Below are 19,741 nucleotides of genomic sequence, written 5' to 3' on the forward strand. Positions count from 1 at the left end.
GGGTTAGGAATTTGGAAGTGTGGAGCGAGAAAGGAAATACGCCCCGCCGAACACACATCGGCCGGGGCCGATGATTCTAGGGTTGGGAGCCGGAGTCTTTCTGGCCAACGGCGGGCGTAGTGGCCGCAGCCGGCGTGGCGTAGCGGAAGCGCCGGGTCTGGTCGCCCACGCGCAGGGTGAAGTAGCCGTCTTCCAGCTGCGTCTGGCCCTGGGCATTGGGGTAGCTCAGGTGCGGGCGGGGCTCAATCTCGAAGGTGAATTCGCGGCTGGCCCCGGCGGCCAGCTCCTGCTTCTCGAAGTGCTTGAGCAGGCGCACGGGCCGGGCAATGCGGCCCACTTCATCGGTCAGAAACCAGAGCACGGCTTCCTTGCCGGCGCGGCGGCCGGTGTTGGTTACCTGCACCGTGGCCCGCACCCGGCCGTTGCCGCTCAGCACCGAGTCACTGAGCTGCAGGTTGCTGTAGCGGAAGGTGGTGTAGCTCAGGCCTTCGCCATACTCGGTGAGCATGGCGGCTTTGAACTTGACGCCCCGATCCTCGAAACCACTCCCGAAGTCACTCAGATCCAGCGAGTTTTCGTTGTTGTCGTGGTGATAGGGCGAGATATGGCCGGCAAACTGCGGATAGGTAAAGGAGAGCTTGGCGCTGGGATTCACCTTGCCGCTGATGATTTCGGCAATGGCCTGGCCGCCGCCGAAGCCCGGCAGCCCGCCCCAGATAACCGCCGACGCCTGCGCGGCCACCGCGCGGATAATGTTAGGCCGCCCCCCGATAACGACCAGTACCGTGGGCTTGCCACTGGCCTGGGCCGCGCGCACCAGCTGCTGCTGGTCGTCGGGCAGCGTCAGGTCGCTGGTATTGCCCAGGCCTTCGGTGTACGGCCGCTCGCCGAGGGCCAGAATCACCGCGTCGGCCTTACGGGCGGCAGCGCTGATGCTGCCCAAAGCCAGCTTGCCGGCGGCGGTATACGGCAGAGTTTCGACCACCGCGCCGGGATATTCCTTTTTCAGGGCGGCGTAAATCGTTAGCACTTCTTTCGGGTATTCGCTTTCGGGGCGGCCCTGCCAGGCCAGCGTCCAGCCACCAGCCAGGTTGGCGCGCGAGTCGGCCGAGGGGCCAACGACGAGCAGGCGCTTCACGCGGGCCGGCGCCAGGGGCAGCGTATTCTGCTCATTTTTAAGCAGTACGATGGACTCGCGGGCGGCCTCCACGGTGAGCTGCTTCAGGGCCGGGTCGCCGATGCGACTGAGGCGGTCGGTGCGCGGCATCGGGTTTTCGAACAAACCCAGATCCACCTTGAGCTGCAGCACACGGCCGGCCGAGAGGTTGATGCGCTCCTCGGTGAGGCGGCCTTCCTGCACCAGCTCTTTCACCAAGCGGCAGAAAGTGGTGGTGTAGGGCGTCATGGCCATATCCACGCCAGCATCGATGGCCATAAAAGTGGCTTCCTTCTCGTTGGCAGCAATTTTCTGCACCCGCACCAGCCGGATAATGTCTTCCCAGTCGGTGACGGCCACGCCCTTGAAACCCATCTGGCGGCGCAGCAAATCGGTGAGAATAGCCTTGGAAGCGTGTACCGGCTCACCGTTGATTTCGCCCGAGTTGATCATCACCGTTTGCAGGCCGGCATCCATAGCGGCCTGAAACGAAGGCCGGAAAAACTCCTGGAGGCGCTGATCCGAAATCATGGCGTTGGTCCGGTCCCAGCCGTTGCGCGGGTCGGAGTAGCCGATGAAGTGCTTGCCGCAGGCGGCCACTTTATACGGCGCAATTTCCTTGTTTTCCTGCAGCTCGCGCACGAAAGCCGTGCCCATGACGGAAGCTACCAGCGGGTCTTCACCATAGGTTTCGTAGATGCGCGGCCAATAGGTATTCACGCCTAAATCGAGCACCGGGGCAAATACCCAGTGGTGGCCCAGGTCGGCTGATTCCAACACCGTGGCGCGGGCCGTCTGGCGGGCGAATTCGGGGTTGAAGGAAGCCCCCAGGTTCAGGTTGTGCGGAAAAATGGCCGTACCCGCCACGTAGCTGGCCCCGTGGATATGGTCGATGCCATAGATAATAGGAATGTGCAGTCGCGACTCGCGCATGGCAATGCGCTGCAAAGCGGCCGAGTACTTCACCCACTGCGTGGCCGGCACAGCTTCGCCATTCAGGAACGAGCCGATGTGGAACTGCCGGATGAGGGGCACCAGCTTGGCCGAATCCAGCGTCACATCCTTCTGCACACCGGTCGTATTAATCACCGTGTTCGTGAGCTGGGTCATCTGCCCGATTTTTTCTTCCAGCGTCATCTGGGCCAGCAGCGCCGCTACCCGCGCACTTACGGCGGCGGCGGGCAGCGCACTACCAGCCGCCGTCCCAGCGGTGGCGATGCTGGTAGAAGCAGTCGGGGCAGCGGCGGCCGTTGGCACGGCCGGGCGCTGACAGCTTCCCAGCAGGCCAAGTGCGGCCCCGAGCAGGAGCGCACGGGTAGCACGGGCCGGCACGGCCGATAAATGGAATGCAGAGCGCTGTACCGTTCCGAACGGGACTGCCAGAAGGGGGCGGGGAGTAGTCATTATAGCGGGGGAATTATCCAAAGATATCCTTCATTGTCTGGGAAATGCAAGAGCAAAATCCCTTCATACTGAGCCTGTTCGTCGTTTTTTCACCTACTTCACATCGTGCTTATACACTTACCACACACGCACAACCCGACCATTTCAGGCGAATTGCCGGGTTAGCCTGGTTTTGCTGAAGACGTAGCCGCACAGCTAAAAAACAATGAAAAAGGAGGCCGTAGGGCCTCCTTTTTGCGAAAAAAACTTTGTCATTTAGGGCTTTCCCAGCCGCAAACGTTTGCAGATGATCAGGAGCGCTCGGTTTCAGCCAGCGCCGGGGCATCCTCAGCGGTTGCCGTAGCATCGAGCAGTACGTGAGTCCAGCCTTCGTTTTCGTCGTAGTCGGCGGCGTGGCGGCGGCGGCGCATGGCTTCCGTCACCTTCTGGCTGAAGCTCCAGCAGGTGCCCTGGCGTAGCTCCAGCACCCGCGAGAGTTCCTGCGACGAGTAGTTGCCTTTGTGCGTGTATATCAGAAACACCGCATACAGAGCCTTAACAATGGAGAACTTACATTTTTGCAGCATGGTGTAAGCCGTGGCCGATTCTACGTAGCGGCACTTGGTGCAGCGGCGGGCGTGAGCTTCGCGGGCGTCGCAATATTTTTCGTGGCCGCACTTGCGGCAGCGGTAGCCATTGGCCCACTTCAGGTCGGCCAGGTAGCTCAGGCAGGCATCCTTATCGGGGTAAATCTGACTGAATTCACCGAAATCCACTTCTTTGGACAGCACCCGGGCCGCCTGGGCTTGTTGCAAGTCGCGCTGCAGGTCGGTATTGAGCTTTTCGATAGCCACCGACTGCAACGCCAGCAAGCCGTTGGCCTGTAGCAGCTCGCGGTTTTGGGCCACAATGGTCTCGCTTTGGCGGCGCAGCTCCTCGGTACGCCGCGCCACCTGGGCTTCCAGGTCCGAGTTGAGCTGGTCTTTCAACTCCTGGTTCTGGTGCAGCTGCTCCATTAATCTATCCTGGGCTAAATGCTTCTTATGCAGCTGCTTCACCAGCTTTTCCTGCGCCCGAATGGTGGCATCTTTGATGCTTTTTATCTTGTCGCCCAGTGCATACGACAGCACGGCCACCTCGAAAACGAAAGCCACATTCATGCTGTACACCGTGAAGGGGTTGTTGAAAAAATCAACACCTAACTTTCTGGTAATCAAGAACAATAAGCTAACTGCCACGCCCGCCTGCGCCAGCAGAAAGATACGCGCTGGCCTGAAGCCCTGCCGGTATACCTTAACCGCCGCGTAGTACAGCATGCCGTAGGGCAGCAGATACAGCCAGAAGCTGAAGCCCGACTGAATGAACACGGTATCGAGCAGCAGCAGCCCGGCACTGAGCAGCAGCACCAGCCGCACCCACGGGTCGAAGCGGGGCAGGCGCTGGGGCGCATCCAGAAAGTGGCGCGCGTAGTAGCCAAAGGTGAGCAGGAGCAGAATAGGCGCACCGGCGTTTACAATCTGGTTGAGCCAGGGCAGCCTGGGCCAGATGTACTCGAACCCCAGCCCATCCTCGGAAAGAAATAAAAGACTACAGCTCAATACATAAGCTACGTAACGCAGGTACGTCTGCTCGCCGATAAACAGGAAAATGAACAGGTTGTAGACTACCATGATTAGCAGCACGCCGTAGAAGCCGCCCAGCATTCCGTACTCGCTCTGGAAGTGTGAGGAAAGCATGGCCTCGTTGCGCAGGCGACCCAGAAAGCTGGTTTTGGAGCTGGATTTCAGCCGCAGGTAGTAGGTATGGGTCTGGCCGGACTGGAGGCGCAGGCTGAAGAGAAAGTTTTTGTAGGAATACGGCCGGGTGGTAAAGGGAAAATCGGCCCCGGTGCGCACGGCGCTGTACTGGCCAGCCGCGTTGGCCCCGTAAAAGGTGAGGTCGTTGATGTGGGAATCGAACATCTCCAGGTACCAGTGGTGCTCGTCGGAGTCGTCGGTGCGCACACTGATGCGCAGCCAGTAAGCCGATTCGGTGTTTTCGATGTTGCCGGCCTGCTTGCCGCCCGACGTCACGTCGCCGGACTGGAAACGGCCACTCCAGCGGGGGCTCAGCACATCCGGCAGCGTAAGCCGGCCCGATGGGTCTTCGAGCACGGCATAGCGCGACGGGTCGACGTACAGCTCGTTGATACCGCCGTGGATTCGCAGCGTGTCTTCGCGCGGGGCCGCCCGGCCGGGCACCTGGAAAGCCAGCAACAGCAGGCACAGGCAGCCTAATATGCGCCAGCAGGGGGAGCCGACAGCCTGAAAACGGGGGACTTTGCGGGTGGAGGACATCATGTAGCTCCCAATTTAAGGAAACGAATGCAGGGCTGCCAACAGCGCCCCGCCGCAGAATGCGGCTGGCGGCTCCTGGCCTACCAAGGCGACGAACACCGCTGCATTCTGCGGCGGGGCCTTGCGGGCGGTCATTGGCCGCCCTGGGTCGTTGGGGTGGTGGCAGAATTGAATTGGAGCCAGCTCAGGCTCGCGCCCGGCTGCTCGACGTAGAGCGTAAGGGTGTGGCGGCCGGCTGGCAAGGGGGTAGTAGGCACCGCCATGGTAACCCAGGGCGCGGCGGCCGGCGTCTGGTTCACGGTGAAGCTGCCGATGGGCACATCATCGAGCTTTACCAGGAGCCGTGCCGGGACAGCCGAGTCGTTTTTCACGCGGGCCCGCAGAGTGTAAGCACCGGCTCTGGCGACCGTGACGGTGTAATGCATCCACTCACCGGCGGCCATATCACTGACGGCGAATCCGTTGGAATCCTTATCAGCAGTAGCCTGAATGTCGATACCATCGTTGCGGCAGATGCTGCCGTTATTGGTCGGGGCCTCCTGGCGGTAGTCGATTCGCTCGGCGTAGGTATCGTGGTAGGCAATGCCGTTGCGGCCCAAGTCGTAGTCAGTGGCGTGAATAGTGCCGGGAATGCTGAGCGCGACGAAAGGCATGCGGGCCATGGCCGGGCCGGTGAGGGCGGCTATAACGTCGCGATTGGGCACGCACTGTTTGAACTCGACATTGCGTAGCAGAGCGGCCCGGCCTTCGGGCGTCAGGATGCTGCCGTAGTGGCGTACGCGCAGCAGACTGGTCACGCCTTCCACCCGCTTCAGATTCCAGTGACACCAGCCAATACTCTGGCTGCTAAGGCTCTGCACTGCCCCGGAAAACCATTCGTTAGAATTTTCGCCGGTTTCGCCCACCCACACCGGCACCTGCCACGTAGCCCGGAAGGCCACCAGATTCGCCAGCAGATTAAGCTGGTTGGGGTTAGGGTCGGTAGCCTTGGGGTCGTTGGGGCACCAGTAGCGGTGGGCGTTATACACCAGGTTGCGCCGGTCTTTTATCCGGAGCTTGTCGGGCGTCAGGTTAGTGTACTCGTTGCCGTAGCCGTTGCCTTCCAGCAGCAGCAAGTGCTGGTCGCCCTGGCGGCGCACTGCGGCAATGAGGCCGCTGTACAGAGCGTTGATTTCGGCGTTTTCGTTGGATAAGCCACTGCTGGCGTTGACGTTATGCGGCTCGTTAACAAAGTCATACATGGCCACGCGCGGGTCGTGCCGGTAGCGGGCAGCCAGCTTTTCCCAGAGCCGCACGGTGATGTCCTGGTAAATCAGGCGGCCCTGGGCATCTTTGCGTTTCCAGAGGTCCAGGGGAACAAAGTTGTCGTTGATGTTGCGGTCGGAGCCTTGGCCGCCGGGGGCTGCGTGCAGATCCAGAATGACGTACATATTATTGGCCGCGCACCAGCGCAGCACCTCGTCGATGAGGCGGAAACCGTCGAGGTTTTCGGTGTTGGTAAACAGCTGTCCCTGGTCGTACCACCGCGTCAGGGCTTGCACGTAGGCGTCCACGTTGCGGGGGCTGCGGCTGGCGTTGTTGCGCGCCCGGCGCTGCTGCCGGGTCAGAAATAAGTCGTAGTGAAACGGCAGCCGCACGCAATTGAAGCCCTGGGCGGCCACGAAGTCAATATCTGCCTTGTTTACGAATCGGGCCCGGTACTGCTCGTAAAAATCTTCCATGGCAGCCTCCGGCATTGCGCGCAGCAGCTCCCCCGAATGCGGGCCTGGGAGTCTAGGGTATCGGTTTTGAGAATGTAGCTTTCCCGCAACAGCCAGCCGCCCGCGTTGAAACCCCGCAACACGACTTCCCGACCCTTGTCGTCTACTATTTTGCTACCCTTGGCTTGGAGCAAGCTCATGTTTTGCGCCCTGCTTAGCACTGGCAGCCAGAGCAGCAGCACGCCCCAAATCAGCGTAAGCCACCCGTTTCGCTTACCACTATCTGACCTTTTAGCACCAGCGTTTCTCATAGAATTCGGGCAGTAAGTAATTGGCCCACAAGAAGAAACGGGACGGAAATATCCCGTCCCGTTTCGATGAAGTCCCACCCAGAGTCTTCACCTCTCCCATTGTTGTACTCCAGCGTCTGTGGTTAATTCTTGCTGATTCGCTGCACCCTTACCCTCGTCTCGCTTTGCCCCATGAGAAAATAGACGCCACCCGGCAGCTCCTGAAAGAAGTGAGGAACAAGCGAGGAAAACTAAGGGGAGTTGGTAGAAAAGCCCGGCCGGGAAGACAAAGTCCGGCGTCAGGGGTGGCCACTGCAACCGATGAGCCAGCAGCAGGCCCGCCGGGCTGGCAACTGCCCCGCGCAGGCGTCCCAAACGATTGCAACGACCGGATAGCGGGCCAAATATTCAGACGTTGTTTGGCAGATACAAGCTCAAAAAGCTTGCTATTCGATTATAGACAAGGTTTTGACTGTTGTATCACAACTTGACTATGCACGTATAGCACACGCAAAGTCGCCTTATTCTTTACCCAGCAGGCTTCTGTATTTTACTGGCTGAACGGATAAAAAACAACGAATAATCGGGGGCTCAGCCCCCACTTTTGTATCATTATTTTTCCTTGCCTCCCTGCCTCACCGCCATATGCCTGCTCTTCATGGCCAGGGCAAAGCACTAGAGGCTGTTGTGGCCTAGATACCTGTCACCGGCAGCAGGCCAACGAAGATGATAAACTGGAGTTGTTACATAGTCGTGCCAGGCGCTCGTAGTCGCGTGCTAGGTGGCCGAAGCGGGCGACCGGCCAGCGAGCGGGCCAACTCGTGTAAATAGGCCAGCAGGTAAAGGAAACAGCGGTTGTCGTGCCAGCGTGCCCACTGCTGATACACCGCCAGTCAGGGCAGTAGATCATGCGGCAGGTAGCGCCAGTCGCCGCCGGTTTTGACCAGGTAACGCACCGCATCGAGGACGGCGCGCGACGCGTACTGCTGCTGTGGTGCGTCTTCGCGTACCAAGGCCAGCTACGATGTCACAAACGTCCATCGCTCCGCTGTTACGTCACTGGGGTGACCGGTTGCTCATGCGACACCCTCAATTTGACGCACCGTAACAGGCTCCGGAAGGGATACGCCGTAACCTTTGGATAAAAGCGTGGGTCAAAATCCCCATTTGCTGCCTGCCAGGGGCGAAAAGCTAAGTACAGTTAGCAGCGCATTGGAAGTATAATCGGGTGAGCGAACAGATGCTAGTCAGTGCTTTTCTCGGCAACGACGATTTTATGCACCCAGTACCATATGTGACAATCCTTACCCGCACAGTATATTCTTATTCTATATTTTATACAATTTACAGAGCATTCGTCTTTGCTCATGCAGATATAACTATTTATTCACTCTTTACCCAGCGAATTCTTTCACTTAACGAGTTAAGAACACTTTTCAGCGAACTTTTTTAGCTCTTGGGGTAATTTTGTTTAAGTTTGCAATGTCAAAAATTAAACAAAGCAATGCGGTTTCGCTCTGGCTTATTTTTCTACATACTGGGTATTATCCTAGCTGTTGGCCTCAGTAGCTGTACCACTCCTACTCTAAACTCTGGCAAGCCTACCAACCACATACGCATCCGGGAGTTGGGGAAAGTGTTATTCTTTGAGCCTGCGCTTTCCATTAATGGTAAGCGCAGTTGTGCTTCCTGCCACCGACCTGATAAGGCCTTCACGGACCACCGTATTACTTCCCGGGCGCTACGCTTCACAGCTAACCTCACCCGCAACGCGCCAACGCTCCTCAATGCAGCCGGCCAGCGTCACTACTTCCACGATGGACGGGCAACCACGATGGGGGAAGTTATAAAGCAGGTCATCACCAGTCCGTTGGAGATGGGCAGCAGCTATGCCTTGATTACGGATCGGCTGGAGCAGAGTGCCTGGTACTGCTACTGGTTTGACCAAGCGCTACAGGCTCCCATTGGCGAGGCCACGATCAACGCGGCCCTCACGGCATATGTTGAGAGCCTGCGCAGCCGCAATGCGCCCTACGATGTGGCCCAGCGGGGCGCGGGCCAGCTGCCCGGCCTGGCACTGGCCGGCCAACGGCTGTTTTCACGGGCTCAACTGGGCTGCGCAGGCTGTCATAGCGGCCCCGTCTTCCGCGATGGGCAACGCCATGAAATACGGCCTGGGGAGTGGGTAAAAACGCCTACCCTACGCAATGTAGCTATTACCCCTCCTTATGGGCATGATGGTCAGGCGGCAACGCTGGCGCAGATCCTGAACACGCCATTTCACCAGCAGCAGCTTGCCCATCCGTTGGAGCGGCAGCAGGAAGAGCGCCTGATTGCCTTCCTGCAGACCCTCACCGATACGACTTCCTACGAGCATCGACCACCAGCCACGTTGCCGGACCTATCCTGTTTCCCCGACCGCCGGGTGGGAGGATTGTACTGATTATTCGCCCTTCACTACCACACCCCTTTTGCCACTTACCTATGCGCACCTGCCTTTACCCTTCCCTGCTACGCACTGCCTTGGGCGTAGCACTTCTCTGCAGCTCTGGTGCCCACGCCCAGACCGCCGCACCGGCTCCTGCTACCAGCTCTTGGCTACAAGTCGACATCAAGACGAAAGCAGCCTTGCTGGGCGTTGACTACAGCCCCGATGGCAAGCACCTGGTGACCTGTGGTTTGGGCCGCGACATCATCATCTATGATGTGGCTACCCGCCAGCCCGCCTTGACGCTGAAAGGCCATACGGATGATGTGGTAAGCGTAAAATTTAGCCCCAACGGGCGCTATATTGCTTCTGGGGGAGTCGACCATGCCCTTATCCTATGGGATGCTATTACGGGGGAACTCATCCGTAAAAACATGGACCACACAGATTATGTCCGTGACGTGGCCTTTAGTCCCGATAGTAAGCGGCTGGCCAGCGCCGGCTGGGATGGACAAGCACTGGTTTTCGATACGTTTAGCGGCCAGCGCCTAGCCTCCCTCAAACCCCCTGCGGCGGCTGATGCGCCATCAGTACCAGCGGCGTACGACCGGGCCAAAACGGCGAAGGGTCGTACAGGCAACGTCACGTCGGTAGCGTTCAGCCCCGATGGTTCGGAGGTTCTTACGGCCAGTGGCGACCATGCGCTTCGCATCTGGGATACGGCCACCTGGGAACCGAAAATGGTCTTGGCTGGCCATACTGATGAGGTATGGGATGCCCGCTTTTCCCCCAATGGGAAGTACATAGTGAGCGGTGCCTGGGATAATACGGCCCGGGTTTGGGACCTAAAAACCCAGCGGACCGTGCGCGTGTTGCCCGCGCACATATCCGACGTATGGGCGACCTCCTTCAGCCCCGACGGGCAGCTAATTGCTACGGGAGGCGGAGACCGAAAAGTGCGGATTTGGGACATGGTTACGGGAATGCTGGTGCAGGACTTGTCGGGGGATTTACACACCGCCGAAGTGGAGAACCTGGCTTTTAGCCCCGACGGCGGCAGTCTGGCGAGTGTAAGCCGCGATGGAACGCTGAAGATCTGGCAGGTACCGAGCACTGCCGTTCGGATTGGGGCATATGCCCAATACAACTTTGACAAATGGAGCCGCAAAGGCTAATTCGAGAAGACCGCTGATTTTGACGCCCGCATGGCCCGTAAAGCGGACCAACTCAAGGCATTCCAACAAGAGGGATTAGGCTTGCTCCTCAAGGGATACAGCAACGCTGCCGACTGGTCGAGCTTCACGCTGAAGGCCTACAATGCAGATACGGAATATTACACGCTGGGCTCGGCCTTATTTCCGACCGTCAGCTACCGTGTCAAGGTAGCGCCGCGTGAGGCCGAACAGTTCCGCAGCAGCTTTTCGCGGGTAACGTACGGGGTACCGGCCTTTGTTTATACGGGTGCAACTATTCAACTCGACAACGTCAGCGCTACGGTGGCTGGCAGCAGCGGGCCAGCCCGTCAGTATACCATCACGCAGTAAGGTCGCGCTGATTTTTCATCGGCTGACCTGCTTTCCCTGGTACGTTTGACGGAAGCCGCGCAGTACCAGGATTGCCCCCACTGCTTGAGCTAAAGCATGCGCAGAGTAGCCCGAAGGGCTGTTTTGCGCATGCTTTAGCTCTTTTTCTGCAAGGGCCACGCAGCATTAGACAACGGCATAAGCGGCCCGCTAGGTGCATAGTCCCAACGTGAGGTGGGTCAGCTCAGGAGCTGAGCGCTACGGAATACTGACGCCATTTGCCTGTAATACCTTCTGAAAAAATAGCATATGGTAGGGCAAGGCATTCTGCCAGTACTCCCAGGTGTGCGAGCCTGGCCGCTCGGTATAGTCGTGCGGAGTGAGGTTATACACCAGCCGCCGGTGCACTTCCCGGTTAATTTCGAGCAGAAAGTCGTCGACTCCACAGTCGATGATGAGCGGCAGGCCATTAGCACCAAGCTTGTCGGCCATGTGCACCACCGAGTTGGCGGTGTAGGCATCAGGCTTGGCTCCTTCCGGCCCCAGAATCGGGTCGAACAGTGACTGTCAGCCCTTAAGCTCCTCCGGGGACATGCGGCGGTTGAGAGCCGACAGGTCCAGGGCACCACTCATACTACCGGCGGCGGCAAACAGCTCGGGGTGGCGGGCCGAAAGGTAGAGCGCGCCGTGCCCGCCCATCGAAAGCCCCGTGATAACCCGGCCTTTGCTGCTGCGCACCGTCCGGTAGGCGTTATCAATCTGCCCGATTACCTCCTTGGTAATGTAGGTTTCAAACTGACTATCCTTGTTCACCGGGCTGTCCAGGTAGAAGCTGAACGTTTCCCCTTCGGGCATCACGATGATGATATTATACTGATCGGCCAGCCGGTGTACGAGCCGCTTATCGGGCGTTTTGGCCAGCCAGTCGCCAAAGTGGCCGTAGGCACCGTGCAGCAGGTAGAGCACCGGGTACGCGGCCTTCTTATTTTTGGCGTAGGAGGCTGGCAGCGCTACCGCCGCACGGTAGGTTTTCTGCATGGCCGCACTCATTATGGTCACCGTATCAATTCGGGCCCCGAAGCCCGCAGCAGCGTGGCCCAGAAACAGCAGTAGCAGAAAAAAGCGCAACGTAGACATACGGCAGGTCGAAGGATATAGGGTGAGAGTGAGCGTGTAGATGGACGTTTTGTTAGGCTTATGGCGGTAAAGCGTGCTGTATTGCTCGTTTACGGCTCACCTCACCACCGGTAGCAGCGCCAGGCCTGGTTCCCGTAGCCGCTGCCACGGCGGCCAGGCCAGCCGCCACCGATACCGCGCAGGAGATGCCGCTAGCGTTCCAGCGTAGCGCCGGGGTCAACGACGACGCGCTCCGCCGTATTCGACACGGCCCAGCCGGTGGCGTACATCCAGCGCGTCATACGGGCCAGCTTCCCGATATCGATACGCGAGGCTTCGTCGCGGGGCGTGTGGTAGTCGGAGTGCAGCAGGGTAGTGAAGAACAGCGCCGGAATGCCCGCCCGTACATACGGCACATGGTCGCTGCGGAAATACCAGCCCTCGGGGTGCTTGGGGTCGTCCCAGGAAGTGTCGATACTGAATTTGGTGAACTGCTCATTGGCCTTGACGGCCATGGCTACCAGAGCCGTGGAGTTGCGATGCGGTACCGTAGAACCCAGCAGCGCCGCCGAATCGGGGGCATTGCGCCCAATCATGTCGGCATTCAGCACGGCCACGATAGATGACTTCGGCACCGTGGGATGCTCGGCGTACCAGCGCGAGCCCAGCAGGCCCCGCTCCTCGGCACCATGCCACACAAACAGCGCGGAGCGGCGGCCAGGGCTTTTTTTCCAGGCCCGCCCTATAGCCAGCAGCGCCACGCTTACCGTAGCGTTGTCGTCGGCCCCGTTCCAGATGGAGTCACCGGCCACCGGAGTCCCGATTCCATCGTGGTCGTGGTGGCCACTAAAGAGCACGTTTTCCTGCCGCTGGGCGGCCTCAGTGCCCGGGGCGCGGGCAATAACGTTGACGGAGGGATAGATAAAGCTGTCCAGGCCCAGATCGGCCGTCACCCTGGCTTTGCCCGATTTCAGGGCGGCCCCGGCGGCCTGCCGGAGCAGCACTACCGGCACGATAGGCGCGGCCGTAGCCATAGCGGGCAACTGGTACACGCCGTCCTGGTAGCGGTGCCCCACAAACCCCAGCTGCGGCTCGGCGATATTGTCGGCTACCAACAGAATGCCGGCCACGCCTTTTGCCCGCAGGGCCGCGCCCTGCTGATTGAGAGCGGCCAGAATGTAGCGGAAGCCCCACAAACTCATTTTTAGGGCCGGCAGCGGCACGGGCGGCAGCAGGTTCATGGCCACTACTTTGCCCCGCAGGTTGCGGCCGGTGGTGTCGGCCAGGGAAGCCAGCCAGATAACGGGCGCATCCAAGCGGGCCTCGATGGGGGCCGTGACCCAGGCATCCTGCCAGAGCCGGAGCGGCTGCCCGTTGATGTGCAGCCTGGTGGTGGCCGCCACCGTGAGGCGGCGCACTGGATAAAACTGAAAATACGTGCCGTCGTCGCCGGCAGGCTCCAGACCAATCTGGCGGGCCCGCTCGGCCACCCACACGGCGGCCCGCAGCTCATCGGCGGTGCCGGCCCGGCGTCCGCGCATACTGTCGCTGGCCAGCTCGAACAGGTCTTTGCGCAGCTCGGCTTCCTGAATAGCAGCCAACGCAGGCGGGGCAGTGGCGGCGGCATCGGCCAGGGAGGAAGATGCGGGCGGGCGGGTGCAGCTCAGCACCGTGACCCCGATCAGCACTAGCGACGACAAAACCGGCAGCAGGGGCCGGACAACAGACAGACGTTTTTTCACGATAAAGCCTTCTAAGGGTAGCGCTTCCGGCGCTGAATGGGCTGGAAAACTACTATACTTTGCGGCAACACGAAAGTTCAGGGCAGCTAGCAGGAACCAGGCCGCTGTGGTACACAGCTAACAGCGAGAATCAGCCCTGCCAGGCCGGGTTAAGAACATAGTTGGGATGTTGATTTCGTGTCCTGCTCATCTGGCGTCCGCCTGTTGAGCAGGACGCAAACGGGGTTTTCACCACTTTCCAAACACGCTCTTCGCAGAAAAATAAAGCCTCCGAAACCAAGGGGCACGATTAACGGACCGACATACCCGTAGGCTAGTCGTTGTTTCTTACTTTTACACATGAGGAAACTATTTCCTATCCTATTTTTTATTCTCTGCTGGCTTTCCGGTGCTTTCGTGCAGGCGCAAAGTCCGCAGACGCCGGCGTTGCGCAAGGCCCTGACGCTGGCGCGGCACGACACGAGCCGGGTGCTATTGCTGGCCGACCTGAGCGCCTCCTTCCGGTATTCCCGCTTCGACTCCGTGCTGTGGTATGCCCGCCAGGGCCTGCAGCTCGCCCGGCGCATCGGCTATGCCAAGGGCGAAGGGCGGTGCTTGTCGCGCCTCGCCATTCTGATGAGTGAGCGGGGCAACCTGCCCCAGGCCCTGCGCATCGACCTGCAGGCCTTGCAGCTCAACGAAAGCAGCCACGACCCCGAAGGCATGGCGCGCACCCTCAATCAGATGGGGCTGCTTTACCAAGCCCTCGAAGACTACCGCCCGGCGCTGTCGTTTTTCTTCCGGGCCAAAGCCATCTACGAGCAGCACGTCGGCGACGATTCGCAGCTTATCAGTGTGCTCACCAACCTGGGGGCGGGCTACGAAGGGCTGCGGCAGCTCGACTCGGCCGAGTTTTTCCTGAACCGCGCCTACGCCCTGACGCGCCAGTCGCGCACAGTGCACCACAGCAGCTGGGGCAACCCGTTGCCGTACGTGTTGCGCGAGTTGGGCTTGTTGCGGGCCTCCCGGGGCCAACACGAGCAGGCGCTGGCCTACTATAGAGCCAGTGCACGGGCCGCGTTTCCCGAAAATGACCTGCGCAGTGCCTGCCGGGCCTACCACTATATGGCCGATCTGTACCACCGCCGCCATGAAACCGACTCCAGCGTGTATTACGCCCGCAAGTCCCTGGCTTTTGGCCAGGCATTGCCGTTCGTGGTGGCAGTGGTGCACACCAGCAAGCTGCTTACCAACGCCTTCCAGAGCCGACAGCAAACCGACAGCACGCTAAAATATATGCGCATCATGCTGCAGGCACAGGACAGCCTCTACAACCCGCAGCGCATCAAGCAGCTCGACGCCATTGGCTTTGCCGAGCAGCAGCGTCTGCGCCAGCTCGAAGAGGAACACGCCCAGTTTGGGGCCCGCACCCGATTCTACGCGTTGTCCGCCCTGCTGGCAGGCTTGATTTTAACGGCCCTGCTGCTGTGGCGCAACAACTGGCAGCAGCAGCAGACCAACACGCAGCTCCACACCCTCAACGAGGAAATAACGCAGCAGAAACAGGAGCTCACCGACCAGCGCGACAGCCTGGGCCGGATGCTGCACGAGCTAAAAATTACGCAGAGCCAATTGGTGCTACGCGAAAAAATGGCCTCCCTGGGCGAGCTGATGGCCGGTGTGGCCCAGGAAATCCAGACGCCGGTCAACAATATGCGCAACATCGCCGGCATTAGCGCCGACCTGATAAACAGCCTGCGAACCGGGCTGAAAAAGCTGGGCCTGATGACCGAGGAGCCCGGCACCTTGTGGGACGACCTGCAGATGCTGAGCCAATACCAGAGCAAAATAGCTCGCTCCAGCCAGCGGGCCTCATCCATCGTGGGGGGCATGCTGGAATACTCACGCAGCAGTCCGGGCCCGCGCCAAAGCACCGACGTCAATGCCTTCGTGGAAGACTACCTGCGCCTGACCTACCACGATATCCGGGCCAAAAACCGCAACTTCTACGCCGCCCTACTGCCCCACCTCGATCCGGCCGTCGGCAACCTGTCCATTATTCGTCACGACCTGGGCCGGGTACTTATCAGCCTGTTTACCAACGCCTTCTACGCCGTGCAGCAGCGCCAGCACAGCAAGGAAGAAGGCTATGTGCCGCAGGTAGCTGTAAGCACCCGCGCCACTCCCGTCCATATCGAAATCAGGGTGCGCGACAACGGAGTGGCAATCCCAGCGGCAGCGCTGCCCACACTCTTCGAGCGGTTCTTCGCTACCAGGTCGCCCGAGGAAGGCCCCGGCTTGGGGCTGGCACTCAGCCACGACCTGATTACCAAAGGCCACGGTGGCACCTTGTCAGTTGAAGTCCGGGAAGGCGACTTCACGGAGTTTATTATTGCTCTGCCCCTCACCAGCCCCGCCGAAATGCCGACAGCAACGTATTTGCCCGGCCCGGCCAACTAAGAGCCTATCCGAATAGAAAAAAGAACGTCATGCTTGATCTGGCGTCCGCTTGTCGAAGCATGACCGCCTACTCGGATAGGCACTAAGCCTCTGCTAGTTGACTTCTGCCACGGCGAGAAGCCAGGAACCGCCCGATGCGGCTCTGTATCAGAGCGTGTTTGAGATTTTAATTTTTGTGTCATGCTGAGCTTGTCGAAGCATCTCTACCGGCGTGGTAGAGATGCTTCGACAAGCTCAGCATGACACAAACGAAGTTTTCACCAATTCCCAAACATACTCTCAGAGCATCTTTTCCATGACGAGCAGCGTGAGAGGCTGCTGCGGGATGCCGAACGCGGGGTTATCGGGAAAGGGCACGGTTTCGCCAGTCAGGCGGTAGCCCCGGCGCTCATACCAGGCCAGCAGCTCGTGCCGCACCGATATGACCGTTATTTTCAGCCGGCGACACTGCTGCTGCCGGGCATACGCATCGGCGGCCAGCAGCAGATACTTGCCAATTCCGCCGCTTTGCCGGGTGGGGTCCACGGAAAGCATCCCCAGATAGAGGGTGTCGGCCTGCTTTTGCAGGTACACCGATCCGGCCAGCGCGCCGGCTTCATCGTGGCCCATGAGCAATACTGCTTCCTCGGCTTGCAGCATCTCAGCCAGCGCGGCCGCATCGATCCGGGGGCCTTCGAGCAAATGGGCTTCCGTGGTCCAGCCCTGCCGGGAGCTTTCCCCGCGATACACGCCGTTGACGAAGGCCACCAGGGCGGGGATGTCGGCAGTAGCAGCGGGCGTAATGGTCAGATTCAGGCTCATAGCACAAAAGTATACCTTGGCGGTTATGGAGCGAGACCCTTTTGCCTCCCATACCCCGCTTGCATGCCCGATTCTCTGGTTCCGGCCATCCGTGCCGCTCATTTACACAAGCGCTATGGCTCGCACGCAGTAGTGCAGGACGTGTCGTTTGTGCTGCACCCCGGCGAAACCCTGGTGCTGCTGGGCCCCAGCGGCTGCGGCAAAACGACGCTGCTCAAGATGCTCAACCGCCTGGTCGAGCCCGACGCAGGCACCGTTGACATCAACGGCCGCGACGTGCGCCACCAGCGTCCCGAGCAGCTGCGGCGCGGCATCGGCTACGTCATTCAGCAGGTGGGGCTGCTCCCCCACTACACGGTGGCCGAAAATATTGCCGTAGTGCCGCGCCTGCTGGGGCTGGCCGCCAGCGCTATTCACCAGCGCACCACGGCGCTGCTCACCCGCCTGCACTTGCCGCCCGAGCGCTACGCCCACCAGTATCCGCACCAGCTTTCGGGGGGGCAGCAGCAACGCGTGGGCCTGGCCCGTGCCCTGGCCGCCGACCCTCCCATCGTGCTGCTGGACGAGCCTTTCGGCGCCCTCGACCCAATCACCCGGGCCAGCATCCGGCGCGAATTCCGGGAATTGGAAGAGCTACGCAACAAAACGGTGGTCTTGGTCACCCACGACGTGGCAGAGGCCTTCGAGCTGGCCGACCGGATTTTGCTGCTCGATGCCGGTCGGGTGCAGCAGCTGGGCACGCCCCGGGAGCTGCTGCTGCAGCCCGCCAACAGCTTCGTGCGGCAGTTCTTCGCCGCCGAGCGGCTGGCCTTGCAGCTGCGCATCTTCACGCTGGCCGACGTGCTGCCGTTTCTGCCGACTCCGTCACCAACCGAATCAGCCGGTTTCTTCACCCATGCCACCATTCAGGAAACGCTGGAAACCCTGACCGCCACAGCAGATGATAGCGCCACGCCGCCTTTCCCCTTCAACCTGGCCCAGCTCATGGCCGCTTTCGGACAAGCCTTACAACGAGAGGAAGCCGCATGGAAACGCTAAGTAATTTGCTCACCTTCTGGCACACCCAAGCTGGCAAGCTCGGCGAGCAAACCGTGCAGCACATCGGGCTCACGGCGGCATCCCTGTTGTTGGCGGTGCTGCTGGGCGTACCGCTGGGGCTGGGGCTGGCACGGCGGCCCCGCTGGGCCCCGGCCGTGCTGGGCGTAGCGGGAGCATTGCAAACGGTGCCCAGTATTGCCCTACTCGGCTTTCTGATTCCACTGCTGGGCATTGGGCCCAAGCCCGCCATTTTCGCCCTGTTCCTCTACTCCCTGCTGCCTATCATCCGAAATACACTGACTGGCATTCAAAGTGTGAGCCCCGCCGTGGTGGAAGCTGCCCGTGGCCTGGGCCTGACGACCGGGCAAATTCTGCGCCGGGTAGAGCTGCCACTGGCCTTGCCGGTGCTGTTTGCCGGTATCCGCACCGCCACGGTTATCAACGTGGGCGTGGCCACGCTGGCGGCCTACGTGGCGGCGGGCGGCTTGGGCGAATTTATCTTCGGGGGCATTGCTCTCAACAATCCGGCTATGATTCTGGCCGGAGCGCTGCCCGCCGCTGGCCTGGCCCTGGCCTTCGACGCCGCGCTGGCCGGCCTGCAGCGCTTAAGCACGCGTCGACTGGTACGCGTGGGGGCGAGCCTGCTCGTGCTCCTGCCGTTGCTGGGCGGGTTGTATCTGGTGCCACGAGCCACGGGCAAGCTGCTGGCGGGCTTCAGCCCGGAGTTTGTGGGCCGCGCCGATGGCCTGCCGGGGCTCAAAAGCACGTACCGCCTCCGGCGCCTGCCCAGCGTGGTGCTGGCCCCGGCGCTGGTGTATGAAGCCGCCCGCCACCGGGATGTAGACGTCATCGACGGCTACTCCACCGACGGCCGCATCCGGGCCTACGACCTGCGGGTGCTACGCGACGACCGTCACGCGTTTCCGCCCTACTATGCCGCTCCGGTGGTGCGCCCCGCGCTGCTAGCCGCGCATCCCGAGCTGTCGGCAGTGCTGGGCCAGCTGGCCGGACAGATTTCCGACTCGGTTATGACCAATCTGAACTACCGCGTCGATTATCTGCACCAGGAGCCCCAGGCTGTAGCGCACGCTTTTTTGCGGCGACGCGGCTTGTGGCGGCAGCCCCGGCCCCTCGCGCCGGGTGCCCCGGTAGTACGGCTGGGCTCCAAGATTTTTGCCGAGCAATACATCCTCTTGGAAATGTACGCGGCGCTCATTCGGGGCAATACGCCGCTGGCCGTAGAAACCAAAACCGGGCTGGGCGGCACCACCATTTGTTTCGAAGCCCTGCGCACCGGCGCCATCGATATGTACCCCGAGTACACCGGCACGGGCTTACTGGTGCTGCTGCAGCCGTCCCCAGCCGTCGTCGACTCACTGGGGGGCAGCCCACCGGCGGTTTTTCACTACGTGCAAACCGAGTTCCGCCGCCGCTATAGGCTGGAGTGGCTGGCTCCGCTAGGCTTCAACAATACGTATGCGTTACTTATGCGCAACCAGCAGGCGCACCGGCTGGGCATCACGTCCATTTCTCACTTGGCGGCTTATCTGTACCCGTGAGCCGAAACCAGGCACGGGCGCTGTCGGGGAGAGCGAACCGAGAGCTGTGCGGCGGTTTTCCGAAACCAGGCGTAGCGCCGCCGCGCACTCCACACGTACTTACCTCTACTTTGGCAGGTTGTGCGGTAGGGAGCAAGGGCATAAATTCAGGGAATGGACTTGCCGATTACTGAAAAAAAGTGGAGGCCTACGTGGCCAGTTACGCCACCTGCTTTCGCCCGCGCCTACAC

13 protein-coding genes are annotated in these 19,741 nt (G+C 60.5%); 6 read left to right on the forward strand and 7 right to left on the reverse strand.

The genetic code is table 11. The features are described from left to right. Positions 1-76: 76 nt before the first annotated feature. From E5J99_RS10745 to E5J99_RS10755, 3 genes are all read right to left on the reverse strand, one after another. Positions 77-2,560: a beta-glucosidase gene (locus E5J99_RS10745; RefSeq protein ID WP_135497745.1), complete on the reverse strand. Its 2,484-nt coding sequence runs from the start codon at positions 2,558-2,560 to the stop codon at positions 77-79. A gap of 290 nt (positions 2,561-2,850) precedes the next feature. Next, positions 2,851-4,878: a 7TM diverse intracellular signaling domain-containing protein gene (locus E5J99_RS10750; RefSeq protein ID WP_135497747.1), complete on the reverse strand. Its 2,028-nt coding sequence runs from the start codon at positions 4,876-4,878 to the stop codon at positions 2,851-2,853. Between the two features lie 128 nt (positions 4,879-5,006). Then, a complete protein-coding gene (locus tag E5J99_RS10755) occupies positions 5,007-6,596 on the reverse strand; it encodes a cellulase family glycosylhydrolase (RefSeq protein WP_167852076.1) in 1,590 nt (529 codons plus the stop codon). Between the two features lie 1,905 nt (positions 6,597-8,501). On the opposite strand from E5J99_RS10755, the gene E5J99_RS10765 reads away from it, so the two are divergent. The 3 genes from E5J99_RS10765 to E5J99_RS10775 are packed head-to-tail and all read left to right on the forward strand — an operon-like array spanning position 8,502 to position 10,837. After that, entirely contained in the window at positions 8,502-9,308 is an 807-nt protein-coding gene (locus E5J99_RS10765; protein ID WP_245318885.1) for a cytochrome-c peroxidase, read from the forward strand. A 41-nt stretch (positions 9,309-9,349) separates the two neighbouring features. Further along, the gene (locus E5J99_RS10770; protein ID WP_135497751.1) at positions 9,350-10,468 is read left to right on the forward strand and encodes a WD40 repeat domain-containing protein; all 1,119 of its coding nucleotides are present in this window, start codon (positions 9,350-9,352) and stop codon (positions 10,466-10,468) included. Between the two features lie 30 nt (positions 10,469-10,498). After that, positions 10,499-10,837: a hypothetical protein gene (locus E5J99_RS10775; protein WP_135497752.1), complete on the forward strand. Its 339-nt coding sequence runs from the start codon at positions 10,499-10,501 to the stop codon at positions 10,835-10,837. A gap of 237 nt (positions 10,838-11,074) precedes the next feature. Here the strand turns inward: E5J99_RS10775 and E5J99_RS22155 are convergent, their stop codons facing one another. From E5J99_RS22155 to E5J99_RS10785, 3 genes are all read right to left on the reverse strand, one after another. Beyond that, on the reverse strand, positions 11,075-11,308 hold the full coding sequence (locus tag E5J99_RS22155) for an alpha/beta hydrolase-fold protein (protein ID WP_317128828.1): 234 nt from the start codon (positions 11,306-11,308) through the stop codon (positions 11,075-11,077). Positions 11,309-11,383: 75 nt separating this feature from the next. Further along, a complete protein-coding gene (locus E5J99_RS22160; RefSeq protein ID WP_317128829.1) occupies positions 11,384-11,953 on the reverse strand; it encodes an alpha/beta hydrolase in 570 nt (189 codons plus the stop codon). A gap of 191 nt (positions 11,954-12,144) precedes the next feature. Further along, complete coding sequence (locus E5J99_RS10785) at positions 12,145-13,674, reverse strand: M28 family metallopeptidase (RefSeq protein ID WP_245318881.1); 1,530 nt, start codon at positions 13,672-13,674, stop codon at positions 12,145-12,147. 339 nt (positions 13,675-14,013) lie between these two features. On the opposite strand from E5J99_RS10785, the gene E5J99_RS10790 reads away from it, so the two are divergent. After that, the gene (locus E5J99_RS10790; protein WP_135497753.1) at positions 14,014-16,113 is read left to right on the forward strand and encodes a tetratricopeptide repeat-containing sensor histidine kinase; all 2,100 of its coding nucleotides are present in this window, start codon (positions 14,014-14,016) and stop codon (positions 16,111-16,113) included. 279 nt (positions 16,114-16,392) lie between these two features. Here E5J99_RS10790 and E5J99_RS10795 read toward each other — a convergent pair whose 3' ends face one another. Further along, positions 16,393-16,914, reverse strand: a complete 522-nt coding sequence (locus E5J99_RS10795) for a GNAT family N-acetyltransferase (RefSeq protein WP_135497755.1) — start codon at positions 16,912-16,914, stop codon at positions 16,393-16,395. A gap of 63 nt (positions 16,915-16,977) precedes the next feature. Here E5J99_RS10795 and E5J99_RS10800 point away from each other — a divergent pair, with 63 nt between their 5' ends. Continuing rightward, complete coding sequence (locus tag E5J99_RS10800; RefSeq protein WP_135497757.1) at positions 16,978-17,952, forward strand: ABC transporter ATP-binding protein; 975 nt, start codon at positions 16,978-16,980, stop codon at positions 17,950-17,952. After that, entirely contained in the window at positions 17,940-19,511 is a 1,572-nt protein-coding gene (locus tag E5J99_RS10805) for an ABC transporter permease/substrate-binding protein (RefSeq protein ID WP_135497759.1), read from the forward strand. Before E5J99_RS10800 ends, E5J99_RS10805 begins: the two co-directional genes overlap by 13 nt. Positions 19,512-19,741 lie beyond the last annotated feature (230 nt).

It is taken from the genome of Hymenobacter elongatus, assembly GCF_004745955.1.
Taxonomy (GTDB): Bacteria; Bacteroidota; Bacteroidia; order Cytophagales; family Hymenobacteraceae; genus Hymenobacter; species Hymenobacter elongatus.